Raw genomic sequence first — 24351 nt, 5'->3', positions numbered from 1 at the left:
CGAGGATACAAAACAGTAGATGCCCTTGCCTCCATTACTCGGGCCACGGCAGAACTGATCAACTGGTCAAGTTAATAAAGGTGGCGCGCAGCACGCGATTCATCAATCCCTGGCAAACGTTTGCTACCATGCGCGCGACCCCGCACTTGAGCGGCGTGCTTGTCATCTGCACCGGCCATGATGCGCAGTAACCGCGAGTGGCGTGGTCTATGATTATTAGTGCGCGCAGTAATGCAACTCCATCAGTGGACCTGGCCAACGTGAAGAACACATCAATTCAAGCGAGCAGGCGTTGGATGGCTCGCAAGTTCCCTGACACGTCGCAGTGGCCACGCATCCAATTGCTCCTTCGCTTCAGCGGCGTCGCCTGCATTTTGCACGGCACGTTATGGGGCGTTTATTACGCGACCCATACCATGTTGGTGCTGGCAGTGTTGCTGTTCACGGTGGTGCTGTCTGGCCTGGCCTGCCTGTACCTGGCCACTCAGCCGACACAGCGCGCGCTGCCGGCCTTGGCCCATTGCCTGCTGATCGCTACCGTGATTGCCAGCCTGGCCGACTCCGCGACGGCCGATACATCACGCACGGCCAACCTGTTTCTGATCCCTATCGGCGTGGCCGCCTTTCTGCTGTTTCGCAACAGTGGCATCTACCTGCGCTGGGTGTTTCCGTGCCTATGTTTCGCAGGCCTGGTGTTCTTCGCCAACAGCCCCTTGACCTTTACCCGGCTGGAATTGCTGCCATCAGACATCAGCCAGTTCGGGCATGCTCTGAACAGCATCACCGCCATGGCCCTGACCCTGGGCGTGCTGGCGATATTCCGCGACGAGCAGAAATTCAAGGTCGAACTGCACAGTGCGCTGGCACGGGCACTGGCCCGCCGCGAGCTGTGCACTTACCTGCAGCCACAAGTCTGCGCGCAAGGGCGGGTGATCGGCGCTGAGGCCCTGCTGCGCTGGGATCGCCCCGGACACGGCATTCAGTCGCCCGCCGAATTCATTCCCGTTGCAGAGCAAAGCGGCCTGATCCACGACATCGGCCTGATGGTGCTGGAACAAGCCTGTCGCCAGCTCAGGGAGTGGTCCGAGCACAGCGATGCACAGCACTGGAAGTTGTCGGTAAACGTCAGTCCGCTACAACTGACCTCGTCAACCTTTGTTGAAGAAGTTCGAGAGATAGTTCACAGATTTAATATTCCTGCCAATCGACTTCGTCTGGAAATAACCGAGTCGGTATTTGCCAGTGATCTGGTGGCAACCGTGATGAAAATGGAAGATCTGCGCAGCGACGGCATATCGTGGTCACTGGATGACTTCGGCACGGGGTTTTCTTCATTGGCCCTGCTGCGCGAACTGCCGCTGGATGAGTTGAAAATCGATCGCTCATTTATCGCCGGCATCGAGAGTGACAAGGGCAAATATGAACTGATCAGAAAGATCATTGAAATTGCCGAGATACTGAACATATCGACGGTTGCCGAAGGCGTTGAGACCGAAGCCCAGTTCGATTGCCTGCAAGCGATGGGCTGCGCTGCCTTCCAGGGTTTTTACTTCGGCCGGCCGATGATCGCGGCGCAGTTCATCGGCAAATACGCGGCCAGCTAAGCGCAAACCGCGGCATGCCTTACTGGCCCGATCCACCTTGGGCAGGCGCAGTGCCCAGTGAAAGCAGCCGGCTGATGCGGCTGGTTGCAAGCTTCATGTGATCAACCAATGCCGCTACATCGCAATCCTGCTTGCGGTACTGCGCAATAGTGGCCGAGAGCGACCCTGCCACCTGGCCGTCGACAAAGAACGGCACGCCGATACCAAAGGCGCCGAGGACTCGCTCGCCGTCCCCCTGCGACCAGCCGCGTTCGCGAATGGCGAGCAAATCCGCCTGCAGCGCAGAATGCGAGACGATGGTGGCCTCGGTGAATCTGTTCAGGGTCAGGCCGTCAGCGAACTCGGGGGCCAGGTGCGCCAATACAGCCTTGCCCGCAGCACCGGCATACAGCGGTACTTCGACACCGGTTTCGAGTTTGTACTGGATGGGCTTCCAACCCTGAGCCACTTCGATGAGCATCATCGTCATCCCGCGCAGCCGTCTCGCCTCGCTGGCCGAGCAGGTGAAGCTGCAGGACGGTTACGAGAACAGCTTCCGTGACAAGGTGCGGGCAAGCGTGCGCTGAGCGCCGGTCGGGTGGCAGCCTAGACACTGCTGCCCGACATTTCTCCTCTGCAATGCGTATCACCCCGGTCGGCCCAGACCCGCTCCCTTGCCACTTGCGCAAACAGCCTGCCTTGAGCCTCGCTCCGGGCCGGTGCTACCATGCCCGATCCCTCCTAGAGGCGCCCTTTCCGAGGAAGATCCCTGCAATGAGCACCATTCGCGAGCGCAACAAGGAACTGATCCTGCGCGCGGCCAGCGAGGAATTCGCCGACAAGGGCTTCGCCGCCACCAAAACCAGCGACATTGCGGCCAAGGCGGGTTTGCCCAAGCCGAACGTCTACTACTACTTCAAATCCAAGGACAACCTCTACCGCGAGGTGCTCGAGAGCATCATCGCGCCGATCATGCAGGCATCGACGCCGTTCAATGCCGACGGTGATCCGAAAGAAGTGCTGAGTGCCTACATCCGCTCGAAGATCCGCATCTCGCGTGATCTACCCCATGCCTCGAAGGTGTTCGCCAGCGAGATCATGCACGGCGCGCCGCACCTTTCGCCGAGTCAGGTCGAGCAGCTGAACGAGCAGGCCCGGCACAATATCGAGTGCATCCAGTGCTGGATCGAGCGCAAACAGATCGCCCCGGTCGATGCCCATCACCTGATGTTCAGCATCTGGGCGGCGACCCAGACCTACGCCGACTTCGATTGGCAGATCGCCGCCGTCACCGGCAAGGCCAAGCTCGCCGACAGTGATTACGAGGCCGCTGCGCAAACGATCATTCGGCTGGTGCTCAAGGGCTGTGAGCCAGAGCTGGCCTGAGCTGAACAGAAAGGGCCGCAGCGCGGCCCTGTGTGCAGTGATCAGGCCGCGACACCGGCATCTGCAGTCAGGCCCGCCGCTTCGATGGCGCTGATTGCGCACTGCTCATCGATATCCGAAGTATCGCCGCTGATCCCCACCGCACCCAGCACCCTGCCCTGCTGATCACGAATCAGCACACCCCCTGGCGCCGGCACCACCGGCTGCTCGCCCAAACCATTCAATGCGGCAAAAAACGCCGGCCGCTGCTGCGCATCCAGCGCCAGCAGACGCGAGCCCTTGCCCAGGGCAATTGCACCCCAGGCCTTGCCGGTCGCTACCTGCGGGCGCAGCAGGCTGGCGCCGTCTTCACGCTGCAAGGCGAGCAGATGCCCGCCGGCATCCAGCACCGCCACGGTCAGCGGCGCAGCGTTGATCTTGCGGCCTGCGGCCAGCGCAGCGTTCACCAGGCTGACAGCGACTTTGAGGGTCAAAGTGGTCATGGAAAGGTCCTCTTCTTGTTGTGAGAAGCCCTGAGGGCAGTTGAAATCCAATGGCACAAATAGAACACAACTGGGATGATCTTTGTATACAATATTTTAAGACGATCGTGCACGATCAGACGAAACGCCGTTTTCACGGGCATTCCGACCGAAGCGTTTGCTGCCGACGAAAATGGATTGACCTAGGCCACCGAGCGTGAATACACTCTGGCCAAGAGCAAGTTGTATACAATTACAAAATCGATGAGGCACAACCCATGAGCAAAATGAGAGCAATCGATGCAGCCGTTCTGGTCATGCGCCGGGAAGGTGTAGATACCGCATTCGGCATCCCAGGGGCCGCTATCAACCCGCTGTACTCGGCCCTGAAGAAAGTCGGTGGCATCGATCACGTCCTCGCTCGCCACGTCGAAGGTGCCTCGCACATGGCCGAGGGTTACACCCGCGCCAACCCGGGCAACATCGGCGTGTGCATCGGCACTTCCGGCCCAGCCGGTACCGACATGGTCACTGGTCTGTACAGCGCCGCCGCCGACTCCATCCCGATCCTGTGCATTACCGGCCAGGCCCCGCGTGCCCGCCTGCACAAAGAAGACTTCCAGGCCGTCGACATCACCAGCATCGTCAAGCCGGTGACCAAGTGGGCAACCACCGTGCTCGAGCCAGGCCAGGTCCCTTACGCATTCCAGAAGGCTTTCTTTGAAATGCGCAGCGGCCGTCCAGGCCCGGTACTGATCGACCTGCCGTTCGACGTGCAGATGGCCGAGATCGAATTCGACATCGACGCCTACGAGCCACTGCAGATCAACAAGCCAGGCGCCACCCGCGTGCAAGCGGAAAAAGCCCTGGCCATGCTCAATGACGCCGAGCGCCCATTGCTGGTGGCCGGTGGCGGCATCATCAATGCCGACGCCAGCGACAAGCTGGTCGAGTTCGCCGAACTGACCGGCGTGCCGGTCATCCCGACCCTGATGGGCTGGGGCACCATCCCGGACGATCACCCGCTGATGGTGGGCATGGTCGGCCTGCAGACCTCGCACCGCTACGGCAACGCAACCCTGCTCAAATCGGACATGGTGTTCGGTATCGGTAACCGCTGGGCCAACCGCCACACCGGGTCTGTCGATGTCTACACCGAAGGCCGCAGCTTCGTTCACGTCGACATCGAACCGACCCAGATCGGCCGCGTGTTCACCCCGGACCTGGGTATCGTTTCCGATGCTGGCAAGGCGCTGGATATGTTCCTGGAAGTGGCCCGTGAGTGGAAAGCCGCCGGCAAGCTCAAGGACCGCAGTGCCTGGTTGGAAGACTGCCAGCAGCGCAAGGCCAGCCTGCATCGCAAGACCCACTTCGACAACGTGCCGGTCAAGCCGCAGCGCGTCTATGAAGAGATGAACAAGGTATTTGGCAAGGACACCTGCTACATCAGCACCATCGGTCTGTCGCAGATCGCTGGCGCGCAGCTCCTGCACGTGTACAAGCCGCGTCACTGGATCAACTGCGGCCAGGCCGGCCCGCTCGGCTGGACCATCCCGGCGGCCCTCGGTGTGGTCAAGGCCGACCCGCAACGCAAGGTCGTCGCGCTTTCTGGTGACTACGACTTCCAGTTCATGATCGAAGAGCTGGCCGTTGGCGCGCAGTTCAATCTGCCCTACGTCCACGTGCTGGTGAACAACGCCTACCTCGGCCTGATCCGTCAGTCTCAGCGTGGCTTCGAGATGGACTACTGTGTACAACTGGCGTTCGAGAACATCAACTCGACCGAAGCCGGCAGCTACGGTGTCGATCACGTTGCAGTCGTCGAAGGTTTGGGTTGCAAGGCCCTGCGCGTATTCGAGCCAGGCGAAATCGCCCCTGCCCTGCTCAAGGCGCAGAAGATGGCCGAAGAGTTCCGCGTACCGGTCGTGGTTGAAATCATTCTCGAGCGCGTCACCAACATTTCCATGGGCACCGAAATCAACGCGGTCAACGAGTTCGAAGACCTCGCGCTGGTGGGCAACGACGCGCCTACCGCTATTTCGCTGCTCGACTGATTGCCTGACGCCCCCGCGCCGGTTGTGCCGGGGGCTTTCATTTGCAAGGAGATCACCATGCCTCGCTTCGCTGCCAACCTGTCCATGCTGTTTACCGAGCAGGACTTTCTGGCCCGCTTCAAGGCCGCCGCAGACGCTGGCTTCAGCGGTGTCGAATACCTCTTCCCGTACGATTTCAGCGCCGCTGAAATCAAGGCGCAATTGGACGCCAATGGCCTGACCCAGGTGTTGTTCAACCTTCCTGCGGGCGATTGGTCGACAGGTGAGCGCGGGATTGCCTGCCACCCCGACCGCGTCGAAGAATTCCGCGCCGGTGTCGACAAGGCCATCGCCTACGCCAAGGTGCTGGGTAATACCCAGATCAACTGCCTGGCGGGCATTCGCCCACAGGGTCTGGAATGCGCCACCGTGCGCAAGACCTTTGTCGACAACCTCAAGTTCGCAGCTGACAAGCTGCAGGCCGCCGGGATCCGCCTGGTCATGGAAATGATCAACACACGCGACATCCCTGGTTTCTACCTGAACACCACGCAGCAGGCGCTGGACATTCAGACCGAGGTCGCCAGCGCCAACCTGTTCCTGCAGTACGACATCTACCACATGCAGATCATGGAAGGTGACCTGGCCCGCACCATCGAAGCCAACCTGCCGCGGATCAACCACATCCAGCTGGCCGACAACCCTGGCCGCAACGAACCCGGCACCGGTGAGATCAACTACCGCTTCCTGTTCGAGCACCTGGACCGCATCGGCTACAAGGGCTGGGTCGGCGCCGAGTACAAGCCGCTGACCACCACTGAAGCGGGCCTGGGCTGGCTGAAGACGCACAACGCGATCTGATCCGGCTGCGCCTGGTTCATCGAGATTCGACAATTACAAAAGAGGGTATCTCTCATGGCTAAAATCGGTTTTATCGGCACTGGCATCATGGGCAAGCCCATGGCCCAAAACCTGCAAAAAGCAGGTCACAGCCTGTTCGTTTCGACCCATCACGACGCAGCACCGGCTGACCTGATCGCCGCTGGCGCCGTGGCCCTGGCCAATCCAAAGGAAGTGGCTCAGGAAGCTGAATTCATCATCGTCATGGTCCCGGATACCCCGCAGGTCGAAGCTGTCCTGTTCGGTGAAAACGGCGTTGCCGAAGGTGTTGGCCCGAACAAGATCGTCATCGACATGAGCTCGATCTCGCCAACCGCGACCAAAGCCTTTGCCGAGAAAATCAAGGCCACTGGCGCGGCCTACCTGGACGCCCCGGTGTCCGGCGGCGAAGTGGGCGCCAAGGCGGCCACGCTGAGCATCATGGTCGGTGGCTGCCCGAAAGCCTTCGAGCGCACCCTGCCGCTGTTCGAATTGATGGGCAAGAACATCACCCGCGTCGGCGGTAACGGTGACGGCCAGACCGCCAAGGTCGCCAACCAGATCATCGTCGCGCTGAACATCCAGGCAGTTGGCGAGGCGCTGCTGTTCGCTGCCAAGAACGGCGCGGACCCAGCCAAGGTGCGTGAAGCACTCATGGGCGGTTTCGCTTCGTCGAAGATTCTTGAAGTGCATGCCGAGCGCATGATCAAAGGAACCTTCGATCCAGGCTTCCGCATCAACCTGCACCAGAAGGACCTGAACCTGGCCCTGCAAGGCGCCAAGGAGCTGGGCATCAACCTGCCGAACACTTCCAACGCGCAGCAAGTGTTCAGCACTTGCGTAGCACTGGGTGGCGGCAACTGGGACCACTCGGCATTGATCAAGGGCCTGGAGCACATGGCCAATTTCTCTATTCGCGACGAGAAGTGATCTGAATTGATTTGAATCCGGGGGTTTGCGACGCAGCCCCCAGGGGTCTCTGACCCGCAACCGAGCAACACCCGCCCCTGGTTCAGCCTGCACGGAGGTCGTTCCGGGGGCGTTTTTTATTACGCATAACAACAAGAATTTTGGGAGCCTGCCATGTCGGTCGATCCGCAACAATTTCTGCGCGAACTGTTCGAGACAGCCATCGCCGCCGCCCACCCAAGCCAGGTCCTCGAAGCCTACCTGCCCGCCGACCGTAGTGGCCGGGTCATCGTCATCGGCGCCGGCAAAGCCGCCGCAGCCATGGCCGAAGTGGTCGAAAAAACCTGGCAAGGTGAAGTCTCCGGGCTGGTCGTGACCCGCTATGGGCACGGCGCCAGCTGCCAGAAAATCGAAGTGGTCGAAGCTGCCCATCCTGTTCCCGATGCCGCCGGCCTGGCCGTGGCCAAGCGCGTGCTGGAGCTGGTCAGCAACCTCACTGAAAGCGACCGGGTGATCTGCCTGCTGTCTGGCGGCGGCTCTGCCCTGCTCGCCTTGCCAGCCGCAGGCCTGTCCCTGGCCGACAAGCAACAGATCAACAAGGCCCTGCTCAAGTCGGGCGCGACCATCGGCGAGATGAACTGCGTGCGCAAGCACCTCTCGGCGATCAAGGGCGGCCGCCTGGCCAAAGCCTGCTGGCCGGCCACGCTGTACACCTATGCCATCTCCGATGTGCCCGGCGACCTCGCCACGGTAATCGCCTCAGGCCCGACGGTGGCCGATCCGAGCACCTCGGCGCAAGCGCTGGCGATCCTCAAACGCTACAACATCGAAGCGCCGCAAGCGGTCATCGACTGGCTCAACAACCCGGCTTCGGAAACCGTCAAAGCCGACGACCCGGCCCTGGCCCGCAGCCACTTCCAATTGATCGCCAGGCCCCAGCAGTCGCTGGAGGCGGCAGCCGTGAAAGCCCGCCAGGCCGGCTTCAGCCCGCTGATCCTCGGTGACCTTGAAGGCGAGTCGCGCGAGGTGGCCAAGGTGCATGCCGGCATCGCTCGACAAATCGTCCAGCACGGCCAGCCGCTGAAGGCGCCCTGCGTGATTCTCTCCGGCGGTGAAACCACCGTGACCGTGCGCGGCAATGGCCGTGGCGGGCGCAATGCGGAATTTTTGCTCAGCCTCACCGAAAACCTCAAAGGTCTGCCGGGCGTGTATGCCCTGGCCGGCGACACCGACGGCATCGATGGCTCGGAAGACAATGCCGGCGCGAGCATGGCCCCGGCCAGCTATGCCCGCGCCGCTGCCCTGGGGCTTTCGGCCAGCGATGAGCTGGACAACAACAATGGCTACGGCTACTTCGCCGCGCTCGACGCCCTGATCGTAACCGAGCCGACCCGTACCAACGTCAACGACTTCCGCGCCATTCTGATTCTCGAGACTGCCCAATCATGACGCCTGATAAAAAAGTCAAAATCCTCGCCACCCTCGGCCCTGCCATCAACGGCATCGACGATGTACGCCAGCTGGTCGAAGCCGGGGTGAATATCTTTCGCCTCAACTTCAGCCACGGCGAGCACGCCGACCACGCCCTGCGCTATCAGTGGATCCGCGAAGTCGAGCAACAGCTGAACTACCCGCTGGGCATCCTTATGGACCTGCAAGGACCCAAGCTGCGCGTCGGTCGCTTTGCCGAAGGCAAGATCCAGCTGCAGCGTGGCCAGGCCCTGCGCCTGGACCTGGACAGCACCCCGGGCGACAGCCACCGGGTCAACCTGCCGCACCCGGAAATCATCGCTGCATTGCAGCCAGGCATGGACTTGCTGCTCGACGACGGCAAACTGCGCCTGCGCGTGACTGCCAAGCATGACGACGCCATCGATACCCAAGTGCTGGCCGGCGGTGAGCTGTCCGACCGCAAGGGTGTCAACGTGCCGCAGGCGGTGCTCGAGTTGAGCCCGCTGACCGAGAAAGACCGCCGCGACCTAGCCTTCGGTCTGGAGCTTGGGGTGGACTGGGTGGCGCTGTCGTTCGTGCAGCGCCCTGAGGACATCATCGAAGCGCGCGAGCTGATCGGCGACCGCGCTTACCTCATGGCCAAGATCGAGAAGCCGTCGGCGGTCGACCAGCTGCAGGCCATCGCCGAACTGTCCGACGCAATCATGGTTGCGCGTGGCGATCTGGGCGTGGAAGTCCCCGCCGAGAGCGTGCCGCAGATCCAGAAGCACATCATCAACACCTGTCGCCAGCTCGGCCGCCCGGTGGTGGTGGCAACGCAGATGCTCGAGTCGATGCGCTTCTCGCCTGCGCCAACCCGCGCCGAAGTCACCGACGTCGCCAACGCGGTCGCCGAAGGCGCCGATGCGGTGATGCTGTCGGCCGAAACCGCCTCCGGTGACTACCCACTGGAAGCCGTGCAGATGATGAGCAAGATCATCCGCCAGGTCGAAAACGGTCCGGATTACCAGGCACAGCTCGACGTTGGCCGGCCAAAAGCCGAGGCCACCACCTCGGATGCGATCAGCTGCGCAATCCGCCGTATCAGCGGCATTCTGCCGGTGGCGGTGCTGGTCAACTACAGCGAGTCCGGCGCCTCGACCCTGCGCGCCGCCCGCGAACGGCCACGGGCACCGATCCTCAACCTGACGCCAAATCTGGTGACGGCGCGCCGCCTGAGCGTGACCTGGGGCGTGCATTCGGTGGTCAACGACCGCCTGCGCCAGGTCGACGAAATCTGCTCGACCGCGCTGGAAATTGCCCAGGCGCAAGGCATGGCCAGCATCGGCGATACGCTGCTGATCACCGCCGGTGTGCCGTTTGGCAAGCCGGGCACGACCAACACGCTGCGCATCGAGACTTTGATCTAGGACCGTATTGGGCTGCTTTGCAGCCTTCGTGGCGGTCCGGCGTCCCGGCAAGCCCGCTCCCACACAAAACCCTGTGGGAGCGGGTTCACCCGCGAAGGCCGCAGAGCGGCCCAAAAGACCAACCGCGGAACCGAGGCCCAAAGAGGCCCACCGCCAACTTCAACCTACTGACTGCCCATGTACACACAAAATTTCGTCACCCCGTGCCCCGATTGGGCCACGGCGCTTCTCAACGGCTTCAGCCAGGTGCTGCTGCAGCGTAGCCCGCTGTGCGGCCTGTGTTGTTTGCTCGCCATCCTCCTGACCGCTCCGCAGTTGGTCGGTGGTGCCCTGCTGGGCGCGCTGGGAGGGTTGCTCACGGCGCAGCGGCGCGGCTACGACCGGGCTGATCGCCAGGCCGGCCTGTACAGCTACAACGGCGTGCTGATCGGCATCCTGTTCAGCGCAGTGTTGCCATGGTCAGTGATTCTGCCGCCGCTGATCATCGCCGCCAGTGGCCTGTCGAGCATCCTCGTCCATCAATGGCGCAAACACGGCGCCTGCCTGCTGCCGGCCTATACCGCACCGTTCGTGCTGCTCGGCTGGGCCGCGCTATTGGCAGCGCAACCGTCTGCCGCCGGCACAGCGGTCAGTGCCGAGCCTCTGCAGGCACTGGCGCGTGGCCTGGGCCAGGTGTTTCTGCTGGAGCAGCCGCTGGCGGGGCTGCTGATTGCCATCGGTTTGTTCCTTTCCAATCGCAGCGCTGCACTCTGGGCCTTGTTCGGCTCAGGCCTCGGCGCCTGCGTTGCGCTGCTCATGGGCGATGTCCACAGCGCCGGGATGGGCTTGCTCGGTTTCAATGCCGCGCTGGCGGCACTGGCCTTTTGCGGCCAGCGCGAACGGCCGTGGCTGCCGCTGCTGGCGATCATCCTGGCCATCGCCTTGCAACCGCTGTTCAACCTGCTGCCGGTGGCCGCCTTGACCGCGCCGTTTGTGGCCGCCTGCTGGTTGCTGCACCTGAGCAGCCGCCTGCCGCGCGGGCTGGCGGGCGGTAAACCACGTCGCTTGCACAGCTGAGGGGCAAGCCCTAGGCTCTGCCCATTGCATAATGGAACGCGCCCCATGAACTCCCCGGCGAGCCTGCGCGAGCGGCTCTACATTCTGGTTTTTCAATCCGACACCACCGCTGGCAGACGCTTCGACAAGGCCCTGCTGCTGATCATTCTGGCCAGCCTGGTGGTGGTGATCCTCGACAGTATCGATGAGGTTCACCAGAACTATTCAGGCCTGCTCGCCGCCATCGAGTGGGGCTTTACGGCGATCTTTCTCGCTGAATACCTGACCCGCCTGTACTGCTCGCCCAAGCCGCTGCGCTATGCCTTCAGCTTCTACGGCCTGGTCGATCTGCTGGCCATCGTGCCGGGCATCATCGCCTTGTATTACAGCGACGCTCAGTACCTGCTGATCATCCGCGTGATCCGCATGCTGCGGATTTTCCGCGTGCTCAAGTTGAGCCCGTACCTCAAGCAGGCCAACTACCTGATGAGCGCGCTGCGCGGCAGCAAGCAGAAGATCATCGTGTTTCTGGTCAGCGTATCGACTCTCGTGACCGTGTTCGGCACCTTGATGTACGTGGTCGAAGGGCCCGAGCATGGCTTCACCAGCATCCCCAAAGGCATCTACTGGGCGATCGTCACCCTGACCACCGTGGGCTTTGGCGATATCGTGCCGAAGACGCCGCTAGGCCAGGTGCTATCGTCACTGGTGATGATCACCGGTTATTCGATCATCGCCGTGCCCACCGGGATTTTCACTGCCGAACTGGCCAATGCCATGCGTGGCGAACAGTTGCGGCATGACTGCCCAAACTGCCACAAGGGCACGCATGGCCACGACGCGGCATTCTGCTCGCGCTGTGGTCACGCACTGTTCGGCAAGCGCGACTGATCCTGCGCCAGCGCCTCGCGTGTCAGCGCCAGCAGCAGGTCGCTGCGTGCTGCCTGGCGCTCGGCGTGGACTACCCCGACCCTGGCCAGGTACTCGGCCTCGGGTACCGATTCGGCGCTCTCCAGCACTGCTTGCATGCGCTCGTGAAATGGCGCATCGGCCACCTCCAGGCGTGATGCCTGCGTGCGTTGCAGATGCTCCTGCCAGAATTCGCGCTGAGCCAGCGAGACCGCAATCTGCTCATCTGTCTCGTTTGCCTGCACCCGCGCTCGCGCCGCCTCGACGCGTTCAGGCCCCACTCCGGCCACTGCGCTAAACAGCATACCCCCAGGTTGGGCGGGCAGATCAAGTGCATCACGCAATGCCACGCGATAGGCCAGGCCAACTTCGATCTCATCCGGATCGGCGCCTGCGGCGCGGCGAGCTTGAATGTCTTCCACAACGATGCGATCGACCTCATCCAACCGCCAGAGTTGTCGGCCCAGGTGGAGCAAGGCGCCCTGTTGATCGCCACTCCCGGCCTCGATACGCGCACGCCAGACCAGCATGCTCAGTTCCAGGTTGCTGAAGCACAACGCCACGCTGTCCTGGCAAGTGAGGTGCTGGTTGACCTGGTGAAACATCATCTCTCGCAGGCTGGCGTGCTCCTGCATGGTCTGCAGCATGATGAACACCCGCTCCGCCAGTGCTGCGCCGTTCTGCCTGAACTCTGCGGTGTCCAGCAAGCGGCCCAGCATCCGGAAGAAGTCGTCGCCACCGGGCTCCATCTCCAGCGCCTCCCAGCACGCCGACAATTCGTCACGTGCCAGCACGTTGGCACTGTCCAGCCAGCGCTGACGCAAGAAAGTGGTCCCCGGTTGTGCTTCCATGTCCAGGTGTGGCATCGACGTTTGCAGGCCCGCAAGGTCGCGATCGTTCAACGGGTTGCCCCAGAGCATGAGCATGCGCCGGCTCCATACCGGTGCCCGATAATAGCTTGCAGGCAATGTGGCGATACGATTGTCGCGCAAGTCGGCTTGCAGCAGGTCGGGGCAACGCAGTACCCCGGGCGGCAACTCCGTCTGGCCGGTATTGCGCAAATACAGCCGTCTCAGCCGAGGCATTGCGTGCAGAGAAAAACCGCGGCCCAATGGGTTGAACGACAGGTTGAGGTACTCCAGGGATTCGCAATGGGCCAGGATGCCCGCCTGTTCAGGGTCGAGCACGATGCGGTTGTTGAACAGGTCCAGCTCGTTCAGGCTGGGCATCTGCGCGATCGCCGCCGGCACTCGGCTCAGGCGATTGCCACTGAGCTCAAGGATGCGAAGCTCTGGAAAAGCGCTCAGGAATGCCACAGGAATATCCTCTAGCTGCATCCCCAGCAACGCCAGTTCAAAAATATGAGAAAACCTGACTTGGGTGGGCAGCTCAGGCAATTGGCCGGGCATGGCAGCGAACATGGCTAAGCGGAAACTCTGCGGCGCCTGGATATCGTTCACCCCCGCAGTGATCCGCCGCTGCCAGCAGTCGATCAGGCAACGCCGGAAATAACGGCGCTCTTCTCGCAGGCCCCGTGATGTTGCCTGACGCTCCCACTGCTGCAGCCGTTCGCGCAACGCCGCAAGCTCGTTGCCCAGCCGGGTGATTTCCCCATGGACATCGCTGCCTGAGGTGCGCAGGCCCTCAATCCAGGCCAGTATCTGCCCGTCGGAAAAGCCTGGATACAAATTGCGCACTGAGGCAAACAACCCTTGTGGAGACCTTCCACGCCGCCCGCTCAGCGGGTAGCCCAGACGACCATCGAGCTGGCGCTGAGGCAGGCGAAACCAGCCGCGCGAGGGTTGTTCACCCAACAGCTGAATAACCTCAGCGCGACGCGCTACGGCCTGGCGGCTGAGCAGTACACGCAAGTTATGGGCGAATGGCTCCCCGACCCCCAACGTATCGCGCAGATGGTCGTCATAGGCAGAGGCCATGACCTCGAACAGCTCGCCAGCCAGGCCCAGCGGCTGGCCTGCACCATCCAGGCGGCGAAACTGGCCATCTTCATGGCGGATCGCACATTCAGGGCCGCGTTCCCCGGTAACCAGCAAGGGAGCACCGGCATCGCCATCGAACAAGGCCCAGCGCACGCCACCGCCCGCTGGCAAGTGCCTGAGCATGGAAAGCGCCACCCGAGCAAGGTCCAGCTGCTGCTCCACCTCAAGGTAGAACGCTTCGAACACCCTGACCTGACGAATCCGCCGGACATGCACCTGCGCCGCCTCAGCAAGCCTCAATGCCACACGCCCGTTGTCGACCAGTCGCTGGCGGTCTGCCAAGGGAGCAGTACGCCACAAAGCGCGTGCCGCAGATTCATGCAGGCTTGGAAAGACTCGACGCAATACTGCGGTTTCTGCACTCGATGGAGGCTGGGTAGCCGCGTAGGCCTGCTGGAAGAGCAACCGACGGCGAGCGGCGGCGAGCTCGGCCAACGCCTGATCGGCCAGCCCCTGGCCACCAGGCAATGCGCGTGCTTGCTCCAAGAGTGCAGCATCATCGAACGGCTGCCCGGCGCGCAAACGCTCGATCAGCACACTGATACGTCGGTCCAGTAAAAAGCGTTCGGCGCTGTCGAGCAGCACAGCGTCGGGTGCCCGGCCCTCGACATGCAGAGCGCGCAGGTAATCGGCCTGCAGATTGTGAACCACCAGAATCTGCTCGATCTGCTCGTCACCCAACTCATGCAGGCGTCCACCAAGCCGGCGAAACAGTCGGTAGGTGTCGTCCCACTGTGCCGGCTGCTCGAACCACAGGCGCCACGCCCCAGCACCGTTGTGGCTCAGCTGCGGGCCATACCCGCCACGCGGTCGTAGCTGCCACTCACCCTGTGCGCCATGCTGCAGCACGGGATAGCAGTGGCCGTCCATTTCGACCCAGGCGCGGCCATCGAGCCGATGCACGCCCTCTTCATCCACTTGCGCCTGCAGGGGTGGCATGCTGCGGTAATCGGCCAATACCGGACGGCACAGCCGGGTACTACCGTCTTCCAGTTGCTCAGGCAGCAAGCTGTCCACCATCTGCGACCGCCGCCAGGTACGCAGTGCCACACCCACACCGACGGCAGTGGCGCCCATCACGGCAAGGTCGGTAGCGACATGGGTCAAGTGATCGAGCGCCGCGCTGGTGTCGCCTTCATGCCAGGCCTCGACGCCATGGAACACTTCCTTGAGCAAGCCCCATGCAGTAAATGCCAGCAAACCTGAGCCAATCACCGGAATGAACAGGCCAGCCAGGTTCAGCAGCGCCCAGCCCTCTGCGGCCAGACGTTGGTCGTGCGCCTGCTGCACGGCCCGGTCGATGTTAGCGACAGGGGCGGCGATCATCGCCGCGTCATCCTTGATCTGCGCGATACGCGCCGCGCCCAGGGTTTCGAACAATGGCAGGCGTACGGCCTGCATGTGCTCACTGAGGTCGTAGTTGGCCCAATCCGCCAGATCAGCGTAAGCCGGGATGATCACAGAGAAAAATGCCTGGCTGTCCCGGCGCCGCACGAAGCGGCTGAAGAACCGCTGGTAGTCACGGGTACGTAACCGCCGCCCCAGGTCATTGGCCAGGTGCCGCAGACTGCTGGCCACACACCACGGCCCATGGGGATCATCCGGCACGTACGCCAGCAAACGCCGGGTGGTGTTGCGAACCCAGCCCTCATCGATGACATCCAGCAGCACTATCTGCTCCAGATTACAGCCCAACAGGCTCAGTTGCCTGGCCACCACCGGATCGCCTTGCAGCCGCGGCGGCGCGCCGTCGCGGCATAACCCCCCAATCATCTGCAGTTCGTCGTCGTCGAGTACCCCTCCCTGCCTGGCCCTATAGGCCTCCACCAGCATCTGCTGGCGCTGGGCGTTACCCAACAGCATCGCGACGCTTGCACCCTGAGCCGTCGGCGCCAGCAGCACGCTGTTCAGGTGAGCCTGATATTGACCGCCCAGGTCGAGGCTGCGACAAAGCTTGGCAAACGCCACGGCCGACGGCGGCTTGACAGCGCCACTACGCGCACTGGTCAACCGGTTACCCCGCGGCTGGCCGCCCTCCTCGGCTTGATCTTTAGTGAAATTGCGCAGCGCCGCTTCCAGCAGCGGCATGTCGTCATACACCAGTTCGGTAAGGTGCACGCCCACAGGCTGTGCGTTGATCACCGGTTCACGGTGGCCGGCAATGAAGGACCAGAGATGCACATTGAAAGGCTCGCCATCGGGCCCTTCCAATGCCTGCTCCAGACGGCCTTTCGCAAAGCTGTCGATACCTTCCAGGCGTGCAAGCACTGCACTGAGTTGCTGGCGCAAGACCAGGCTCTGACGCAACGCCTCACTCAGGTCCGGCAAGTGTTCGGCGCGGGCTGCTCGCAGCCACTGTGGCAGACGTGCGGCAATCAGTTGATCCTGGAAGGCTTGTTCCAGGGCAAGTCCATCGGGCTGCTGGTCGGTTTGGTAAGTCATGGCTCGCTCCTCCTTCGGGAGGCGTGAGCTTAGGTATGGCACGGGGGTGAAAGTGGTTAGATAGCTAACACCCGCCTGGAAGCACGCATAAGTAAAGAGCCATTCGGTCTTTAATCGCCGCGAAGCGAACGGCTATAGTGCGTGGCACACTGCCAACCCTCTGAACCATAACAAGGAATGCTTCGTGAAAAAGCTATTCACCGCCTCGCTACTGGCTGCCGGCCTGGCGCTGGGCAACTTGGCCCACGCCGCCCCGACCCTGTTGAATGTGTCCTACGACGTGATGCGTGACTTCTACAAAGACTACAACGCCGCCTTCCAGAAGCACTGGGAAGCCGAGCACAAAGAGAAGATCAACCTGCAGATGTCCTTCGGCGGTTCGAGCAAGCAAGCGCGCTCGGTGATTGATGGCCTGCCGGCTGACGTCATCACCATGAACATGGCGACCGACATCAATGCCCTGGTCGACAATGGCAAGCTGGTCCCGGACAACTGGGTCACGCGCCTGCCGAACAACAGCGCGCCGTTCACCTCGGCCACCGTGTTCATCGTGCGCAAAGGCAACCCGAAAGCGCTGAAAGACTGGCCTGACCTGCTCAAGGACGGCGTCCAGGTGATCGTGCCCAACCCCAAGACCTCCGGTAACGGCCGTTACACCTACCTCTCGGCCTGGGGCTACGTGCTGAAAAACGGCGGCGACGAAAACAAGGCCAAGGACTTTGTCGGCAAGCTGTTCAAGCAGGCGCCAGTGCTCGACACCGGTGGCAGGGCGGCTACTACCACGTTCATGACCAACCAGATCGGCGACGTGCTGGTCACCTTCGAAAACGAAGCTGAGATGATCGCCCGCGAATTCGGTCGCGATCAGTTCGAAGTGGTCTACCCAAGCGTATCGGCCGAAGCCGAGCCGCCGGTCACCGTGGTTGACAAGGTGGTCGACAAGAAGGGCACCCGCGCCGCCGCCGAAGAATACCTGAAGTACCTGTGGTCGCCACAAGGCCAGGAAATCGCTGCCAACAACTACCTGCGCCCGCGTGATCCAACGATACTGGCCAAGTACACCGACCGCTTCCCGAAAGTCGACTTCCTCTCGGTAGAGAAGACCTTTGGTGACTGGCGCACAGTGCAGAAGACCCACTTCAACGACGGTGGCGTGTTCGACCGGATCTACACCGGCCAGTGATCGACTGACCCTTGCCAGAGCAGTCCGGGCCAAGCCATGGCCCGGATTGCTTCGAACTTCCCTCGCCTTCGGCAATCAGTTCCTTGAGTAACCCCCACGCCCGCCACGGCCCAAGGAGTACTCCAGTGCTGCGCTTGCTAACCCCGCTACTTCTCAGCCTTTTGCTGAGCACCTCACTCTACGCCGCTGACCCCGCGCCTGCAGAAGCTCCCGCCGAAGAACCTGCTCCGGTGTTGCAGGGTGGCTTGCTGGGTGCCCTGGCCGATGGCCTCGACAGTGCAGCCAAAGACCTCGACCTCGATGCCCATGTGCTGGACACCTGGCGCCTGCGCACCGACCGCGCCAGCAAAGAGGTGGAGCGCCTGGTCGACCGCCACTCGGGTCACGACGGCCTGCAACTGATCGGCGATTTTGTCCTGCTGACGGTAGCCTGGGCCGCCAGTTTCTTGCTGCTCAGCTTGCTCGGCCGCTGGCTCGCCGCCCGCTGCGCGCGCACCGCGCTGCTGCAACGGCGCAAGCGCCTGCGTGGCTTGCTGGGGTACTTGCTGCCCTATACCTTGCCGGCCCTCGCGAGCTTGCCGCTGACGCTGTATGCCAGCCGCTTTCTCGACCCGTCGATTGCCCGCGCACTGGGCCTGAGCCTGGCCTACGCGACCAGCAGCGGCCTGTTCTCGACTTCGATCATCCTGTGCCTGATCACCCTGTTCGATGCAGGCCACAAACGCCCTGCCGTCGCCGTGATCAGGCAGATGGCACCGCGTGCGTTATTCATGATCGGCTTTCTCGCCGCCTGGAGCGACGCGCTGACCAGCCCGCAGATCGCTCGCCAGGTCGGCGGCAATATCACCGCCAGCATCGCCGTGATCACCGGCCTGTTCGCCACCTTCATCTTCGCCAGCCTGGTCCTGCGGTTGCGCCGGCCGGTGGGTCACCTGATCCGCAACCGCGACCTGCACGACCGCCTGCATCACCGTGCGGTGCAGGAGACGCTGCGGATCTTCTCCAAGCTGTGGTATCTGCCGATCCTGATGATGATTCTGGTCTCGGCGATCAACCTGATCGGTGCCGGTGAAGAGAGCCAGAAAGCCCTGCAGAATGCCCTGCTGACCACCGTGCTGCTGGTGGCCACGCTGTTCCTCAGCACCCTGCTGCAACACCTGCTGGCGTCACGCAAGGTTGATACGCAGCAGAAGATCCGCCCCTACAAGGAGCTGCTACGCAGCCTCGCCCATGCGCTGTTGCGCATCGCCATGGCGATTACCTTTATCGAGCTGCTCGGGCGCATCTGGGGTTTCTCGGTGATCGACTTCGCCCTGAGCAACCGCCTCGGCCAGGCCATCAGTAACTCGATTTCAAGTATCGGCCTGATCCTGCTGGTGACCTGGCTGCTATGGGTGGTGCTCGACACCGCCATTCAAGAGGCGCTGAAGCCACCCGTCGGCAAGCGCAGCTCGCGCCAGCCCAGCACTCGCGTGCGCACCATCCTGCCGATGCTGCGTAATGCGGTGAAAGTGATCCTGGTAGTGATCTGCACCATCACCACCATGGCCAACCTGGGCATCAACGTTGCGCCGCTGCTGGCCGGTGCCGGGGTAATTGGCCTGGCCATCGGCTTTGGTTCGCAGCAGTTGGTGCAGGATGTGATCACCGGGCTGTTCATCCTGATCGAAGACACCATTTCGATCGGTGACTGGGTGGTGCTCGACTCCGGCCACGCCGGCACGGTCGAGAGCCTGACCATCCGCACCCTGCGCCTGCGCGACGGCAAGGGCTTCGTCCACTCGGTGCCGTTTGGCCAGATCAAGGCGGTTACCAACCAGTCGCGGCAGTTTGCCTATGCGTTCTTCTCGGTGCAGTTTACCTACGACAGTGACGTCGATCAGTCGCTGGCGTTGATTCACGAAGTGGGCAAGTCGATCAGCGAAGACCCACTGCTGCGGATCAACCTGCAAGGCCCGCTGCAGGTGTTCGGCGTCGACCGCATGGACCTTAACGGGTTTGTTCTGACCGCGCAGTTCCGGACCATTTCCGGTGGCCAGTATGCGGTCAGCCGGGCCTTCAACGAACGCCTGAAAAAGCGCGTCGATCAAACCGACAACGTCGCTTTCGCTCAGGTCTACCCGATGCCCGCCCAGGCCCGCGCATTGCCTGCCTGAACCCTGCCAAGCACTGTCGCCCTCGCTGTCGAGGGCGGCAGCTCATACTTGGCGGAACACCAGCGCCTTCAAGCCACCCTCAGGATCAGCATCGGGAAACTCCGGTGGATTCTGCAGACGCTCGATGAACTGCAAGCCCGGCGCCTGTTCAGCCATGCCCTGGATCAGGAAGTCCGAGCCAATCGCCGGGTCGTTGACACACGCCAGCACCGTGCCGCCTGCGCTGAGCAACTCGGGCAAGCGGCGCAGGATTTTCGCGTAGTCCTGGGTCAGCACAAAGCTGCCGCGCTGGAACGTCGGCGGGTCGATGATGATCAGGTCATACGGCCCGTACTTGCGCACCTTGCCCCATGACTTGAACAGTTCATGGCCCAGAAACGCCACCTGACCCACATCATGGCCATTGAGCCGATGGTTCTCGCGTCCACGCGACAGTGCCGACTTGGCCATGTCCAGATTGACCACCTGAGCAGCGCCGTTGGCGATTGCCGCCACCGAGAAACCGCAGGTATAGGCGAACAGATTGAGTACCCGCTTGCCAGCGGCGTGCTCACGCACCCAGCGCCGGCCATAGCGCATGTCCAGAAACAGACCGTTGTTCTGGCGCACGCCCAGATCGAGCAGGTAGGTCAGGCCGTCTTCGACCACCTCACGCTGCTGCACCGGCTCGCCGAGCAACCACTGGCCGGGGCTGTCGGGCAGGTAACGGTGCTGAATCAAAATCGCCTCGCCGTTCCACAACGGGCGCTCGGCCAGTGCCCGCAGCATCGCCTCGAGCTCAGCCAGCTGGCCCTCGGGTGGCTCGCGGAACAACGCCACCAGCAACACGCCCTGCAGCCAGTCGACCGTGATCTGCTCAAGCCCTGCCCAGCAGCGGCCACGGCCATGGAACAGGCGCCGGGTTTCCAACGGAGCAGGGTCGAGAGCGGTGAGCAGGTGCTGCTCGAGGGTATCAATCACGGAGGTCATGGGCGCGTCGCTGAGGATCAAAAGAGGGCATTCTACCCGCTTCAACTGCGCTCAGTCGCATGGGCTTGGCGCCGCTTTGACCGGGGCGCGAAACCACCAGCCTTGTTGCATGCCGGCAGCGGCCAGCAGAATCAACGCCACCCCCAGCCACTGCAACGGCGCCAGCCGATGGCCAAAGGCGAACCAGTCGACCAGGATCGCCGCAATCGGGTAGATGAACGACAGCGCGCCGGTCAATGCAGTCGGCAGACGCTGGATCGCGCTGTACAGCAGCACATACATCAGCCCGGTATGGACGATGCCCAAGGTCAGCAAACTGGCCAGCGCCGGCAGTTCAGTGGGCAACCCACCAAGCTTGACCCACGGCGCCAACAGGACGATGCCGGTGCTGACCTGGATCAGCGCGATCAAGTGCGGCGGCGTACCGCTCAGGCGTTTGATGATCAACGCCGCAATCGCATACAACAACGCCGCCCCAAGGGCCAGGGCAATCCCCAGCAGATAGTCGCTGCCACTGCTCTGGCCGTTACCATGGGCACTGACGATGGCCAGCATGCCGACGAACGCCAGCCCCAGCCAGCTCAGTTTGGCCAGGGTAATCTTCTCGCCGAGAAACACCGCCGCCAGGCCGACCAACAGAAACGGCTGCACGTTGTATACCGCAGTACCGATGGCAATCGACGCCCGCGAATACGAGGCGAACAGCAGCACCCAGTTACCGACGATGGCCACCCCGCTGACAATCGCCAGCAACACGGCGCCGCGGCTGATCACGCCGGACTTGAGCAGGCCCAGGCTCGCGCAGATCCCCAGTAACGCCCCCGCGCCGAACACACAGCGCCAGAACACCACCTCCAGCACCGGTTGCCCGGACACCAGCACGAACCAGCCAATCGTCCCGGAAATAAGCATGGCAACGATCATTTCCAGCGAACCACGGCGTATTGAACTGTCCATCGGCCACCTCCATTGATGATGTCAACAGTATGACGAGGGCTGGCTGGCGCCTTCCAGCGGATAACCAAGGCAAAAATCGCCGTTCACCTTTACGATCAAGGCAAATCAGACGCTTTACCTAACGAGGTGCTTATGACCGATGCCATCGACCAACTGCTGATCACCGCCCTGATGGAGGATTCGCGCCGCTCGCTCAAGGCGCTGGCGCAGATCAGCGGGCTTTCAGCACCCAGCGTCAGCGAGCGGCTGCGCCGGCTGGAAGAGCGCGGCGTGTTGCGCGGTTACACCGTCGAGATCGACCCGCGCTGTTTCGGCTATCAGTTGCAGGCGATTGTGCGCATCCGCCCGCTGCCCGGCCAACTGCAGGAAGTCGAGCGCCAGATCATCGCGATTGCCGAGTTCACCGAGTGCGACAAGGTGACCGGCGAGGACTGCTTTATCGCCCGCCTGTATGTGCGCTCGATGGAGCAGCTGGACAGCTTGCTCGACCGCATCAATGTCCTGGCCGAAACCAACACCGCGATCATCAAGAAGAGCCCGGTGAAACGCCGCCTGCCGCCGATGGCCGAGTGAGCGGCTTTCCTACAGACCGGCACGGCCAGATTGTGCTGCTTATTTTTTGTACACAGGATTGTCACCTAAGGTGCCATTTTTGTGTGCACTTCTGGGAAGCACAGCACCAAGACGTTACACGCGCAGCGCTAGATAATTTGACCATTTGATCAGCAAAGGAAGTGGGTAAAAAATTTAACTTGTTCAATCGGTCAATTTATAAACACATTAATTCAGTAAGTTAGAGAGTTAGATAGAGAGTTCACGGAACAGCCAAATGTGAACTTGCACACCCGATGGCATGGAACTGGCTTTGCTGTGCTTGTGTTTTGTATACAACTTAAACAAAACCTAAATACACAACAACGCGCAGCGCCTGCCCCAAGCAGGCCGCAGCCTCCAGAACCCAGTGATGCCCAGGTTCAGCCGTGACAAGACGAGACCGTGCACCCTCGCCCTTCACTGCAACCTGCGCATCAGGAGCCGCCGGAATGAGTAGCAGCCTCGACCTTGCCCCTGAACTATCCGTCGCCAGCACAGCCCAGCCATCAACCTTGACCGGCGCATCGCCGGCCCTCGAACTCAGCCCGCGCCTGCACAACCGCGACCTTGCGCCGACCCGTCTCGAGGGGAGACGCTGGGGCGGTTACAGCATCTTCGCGCTGTGGACCAACGATGTGCACAACATCGCCAACTACTCGTTTGCCATGGGCCTGTTCGCGCTCGGCCTGGGTGGCTGGCAGATTCTCCTGTCGCTGGCGATCGGCGCAGTGCTGGTGTACTTCTTCATGAACCTGTCTGGCTATATGGGGCACAAGACCGGCGTGCCCTTCCCGGTCATCAGCCGCATCGCCTTCGGTATCCATGGCGCGCAGATGCCGGCGTTGATTCGCGCAGTGATCGCCATCGCCTGGTTCGGTATCCAGACCTATCTCGCCTCGGTGGTACTGCGGGTATTGCTCACCGCCATCTGGCCGCAGGTGGCCGCATACGATCAAGACAGCATCCTTGGCCTGTCGAGCCTGGGCTGGGTGTGCTTCGTCGCGATCTGGCTGGTGCAGCTGGTGATCCTTGCCTACGGCATGGAAATGGTGCGCCGCTATGAAGGCTTCGCCGGCCCAGTGATTCTGCTGACAGTCGCGAGCCTGGCCGGTTGGATGTACTTCCAGGCCGACACGCGCATCGCCTGGTCGGTGGCCGAGCCGCTGACCGGATACGAAATGTGGCGCAATATCTTTGCCGGTGGCGCCTTGTGGCTGGCGATCTACGGCACCCTGGTTTTGAACTTCTGCGACTTCGCCCGCTCCTCGCCGTGCCGCAAGACCATCCGCGTCGGCAACTTCTGGGGCCTGCCGGTGAACATTCTGGTGTTCGCGGTGATCACCGTGGTGCTCAGCGGTGCGCAGTTCAAGATCAACGGCCACATCATCGACAGCCCCACCCAGATCGTTGCGACCATCCCTAATACGCTGTTCCTGGTACTCGGTTGCCTGGCGTTCCTGATCGTCACCGTCGCGGTGAATATCATGGCCAACTTCGTCGCCCCGGCATTTGTCCTGAGCAACCTCGCCCCGCGCCACCTGAACTTCCGCCGCGCCGGCCTGATCAGCGCCACGCTGGCGGTACTGATCCTGCCGTGGAACCTCTACAACAGCCCACTGGTGATCGTCTACTTCCTGTCCGGCCTGGGCGCGCTGCTCGGCCCGCTGTACGGGGTGATCATGGCCGACTACTGGTTGCTGCGCAAAGGCCAGATCAACGTGCCTGAGCTGTACAGCGAGAACCCGGCTGGCGCCTATCACTACACCCGCGGTATCAACTGGCGGGCGATGGCGGCCTTCGCACCGGCGGCGCTGCTGGCCATCATCCTTGCGCTGGTACCCAACTTCCACGGCGTGGCGCCGTTCTCCTGGCTGATCGGTGCCGGTATCGCGGCTGCGCTGTACCTGCTGATTGCTCCGCGCAATCGCCAATACCACGACGTCAGCGGCGAGTGCATCGCCGTCGACCACAGCAGCCATTGATCAAGGAAGAAT

18 protein-coding genes are annotated in these 24351 nt (G+C 62.2%); 13 read left to right on the top strand and 5 right to left on the bottom strand.

Annotated features, from left to right (window positions below; all coding sequences use genetic code 11):
• The first annotated feature begins 296 nt into the window (after positions 1-296).
• A complete protein-coding gene (locus HU736_RS00835; protein WP_202883885.1) occupies positions 297-1604 on the top strand; it encodes a putative bifunctional diguanylate cyclase/phosphodiesterase in 1308 nt (435 codons plus the stop codon).
• Positions 1605-1623: 19 nt separating this feature from the next.
• Here HU736_RS00835 and HU736_RS00830 read toward each other — a convergent pair whose 3' ends face one another.
• On the bottom strand, positions 1624-2064 hold the full coding sequence (locus HU736_RS00830; protein WP_186698692.1) for an IclR family transcriptional regulator domain-containing protein: 441 nt from the start codon (positions 2062-2064) through the stop codon (positions 1624-1626).
• Positions 2065-2357: 293 nt separating this feature from the next.
• On the opposite strand from HU736_RS00830, the gene HU736_RS00825 reads away from it, so the two are divergent.
• Positions 2358-2969, top strand: coding sequence for a TetR/AcrR family transcriptional regulator (locus HU736_RS00825; RefSeq protein WP_103436689.1), 612 nt, complete (start codon positions 2358-2360; stop codon positions 2967-2969).
• Positions 2970-3010: 41 nt separating this feature from the next.
• On the opposite strand, the gene HU736_RS00820 is transcribed toward HU736_RS00825, so the two are convergent.
• Positions 3011-3451, bottom strand: a complete 441-nt coding sequence (locus HU736_RS00820; protein ID WP_186698690.1) for a GlcG/HbpS family heme-binding protein — start codon at positions 3449-3451, stop codon at positions 3011-3013.
• A gap of 257 nt (positions 3452-3708) precedes the next feature.
• On the opposite strand from HU736_RS00820, the gene gcl reads away from it, so the two are divergent.
• The 7 genes from gcl to HU736_RS00785 all read left to right on the top strand — a co-directional run bounded on the left by gcl (position 3709) and on the right by HU736_RS00785 (position 12038).
• Positions 3709-5484: a glyoxylate carboligase gene (gene gcl, locus HU736_RS00815; protein ID WP_181088097.1), complete on the top strand. Its 1776-nt coding sequence runs from the start codon at positions 3709-3711 to the stop codon at positions 5482-5484.
• 57 nt (positions 5485-5541) lie between these two features.
• Positions 5542-6324 (top strand): hydroxypyruvate isomerase, encoded by a 783-nt coding sequence (gene hyi / locus HU736_RS00810; RefSeq protein ID WP_103436688.1) that lies wholly within the window; start codon positions 5542-5544, stop codon positions 6322-6324.
• A 54-nt stretch (positions 6325-6378) separates the two neighbouring features.
• The gene (locus HU736_RS00805) at positions 6379-7272 is read left to right on the top strand and encodes a 2-hydroxy-3-oxopropionate reductase (RefSeq protein ID WP_101317964.1); all 894 of its coding nucleotides are present in this window, start codon (positions 6379-6381) and stop codon (positions 7270-7272) included.
• 153 nt (positions 7273-7425) lie between these two features.
• Positions 7426-8700 (top strand): glycerate kinase type-2 family protein, encoded by a 1275-nt coding sequence (locus tag HU736_RS00800; protein WP_186698688.1) that lies wholly within the window; start codon positions 7426-7428, stop codon positions 8698-8700.
• Positions 8697-10112: a pyruvate kinase gene (gene pyk, locus HU736_RS00795; protein WP_186698686.1), complete on the top strand. Its 1416-nt coding sequence runs from the start codon at positions 8697-8699 to the stop codon at positions 10110-10112. Before HU736_RS00800 ends, pyk begins: the two co-directional genes overlap by 4 nt.
• Positions 10113-10289: 177 nt before the next feature.
• Positions 10290-11168 (top strand): urea transporter, encoded by an 879-nt coding sequence (locus HU736_RS00790; RefSeq protein WP_186698684.1) that lies wholly within the window; start codon positions 10290-10292, stop codon positions 11166-11168.
• A gap of 45 nt (positions 11169-11213) precedes the next feature.
• Positions 11214-12038 carry an ion transporter gene (locus HU736_RS00785; RefSeq protein ID WP_103436684.1) on the top strand — a complete coding sequence of 275 codons (825 nt, stop codon included), beginning with the start codon at positions 11214-11216 and terminating at the stop codon, positions 12036-12038.
• On the opposite strand, the gene HU736_RS00780 is transcribed toward HU736_RS00785, so the two are convergent.
• The gene (locus tag HU736_RS00780; protein WP_186698682.1) at positions 12011-16498 is read right to left on the bottom strand and encodes an NEL-type E3 ubiquitin ligase domain-containing protein; all 4488 of its coding nucleotides are present in this window, start codon (positions 16496-16498) and stop codon (positions 12011-12013) included. The genes HU736_RS00785 and HU736_RS00780 overlap by 28 nt on opposite strands.
• Before the next feature lie 184 nt (positions 16499-16682).
• Here HU736_RS00780 and HU736_RS00775 point away from each other — a divergent pair, with 184 nt between their 5' ends.
• Positions 16683-17681: a sulfate ABC transporter substrate-binding protein gene (locus tag HU736_RS00775; RefSeq protein ID WP_186698680.1), complete on the top strand. Its 999-nt coding sequence runs from the start codon at positions 16683-16685 to the stop codon at positions 17679-17681.
• Positions 17682-17806: 125 nt separating this feature from the next.
• Complete coding sequence (locus tag HU736_RS00770) at positions 17807-19837, top strand: mechanosensitive ion channel family protein (protein ID WP_186698678.1); 2031 nt, start codon at positions 17807-17809, stop codon at positions 19835-19837.
• Positions 19838-19879: 42 nt separating this feature from the next.
• Here the strand turns inward: HU736_RS00770 and HU736_RS00765 are convergent, their stop codons facing one another.
• On the bottom strand, positions 19880-20806 hold the full coding sequence (locus HU736_RS00765; protein WP_186698676.1) for a class I SAM-dependent methyltransferase: 927 nt from the start codon (positions 20804-20806) through the stop codon (positions 19880-19882).
• Between the two features lie 51 nt (positions 20807-20857).
• Positions 20858-21763, bottom strand: a complete 906-nt coding sequence (locus HU736_RS00760; protein WP_186698674.1) for a DMT family transporter — start codon at positions 21761-21763, stop codon at positions 20858-20860.
• A 132-nt stretch (positions 21764-21895) separates the two neighbouring features.
• Here HU736_RS00760 and HU736_RS00755 point away from each other — a divergent pair, with 132 nt between their 5' ends.
• Positions 21896-22336, top strand: a complete 441-nt coding sequence (locus HU736_RS00755; RefSeq protein ID WP_186698671.1) for an Lrp/AsnC family transcriptional regulator — start codon at positions 21896-21898, stop codon at positions 22334-22336.
• A gap of 470 nt (positions 22337-22806) precedes the next feature.
• Positions 22807-24339 (top strand): NCS1 family nucleobase:cation symporter-1, encoded by a 1533-nt coding sequence (locus HU736_RS00750; protein WP_186698669.1) that lies wholly within the window; start codon positions 22807-22809, stop codon positions 24337-24339.
• Positions 24340-24351: the final 12 nt, after the last annotated feature.

It is taken from the genome of Pseudomonas shirazensis (assembly GCF_014268785.2).
Classification (GTDB): domain Bacteria; phylum Pseudomonadota; class Gammaproteobacteria; order Pseudomonadales; family Pseudomonadaceae; genus Aquipseudomonas; species Aquipseudomonas shirazensis.
This window is presented reverse-complemented; position numbering and strand designations above follow the sequence as displayed.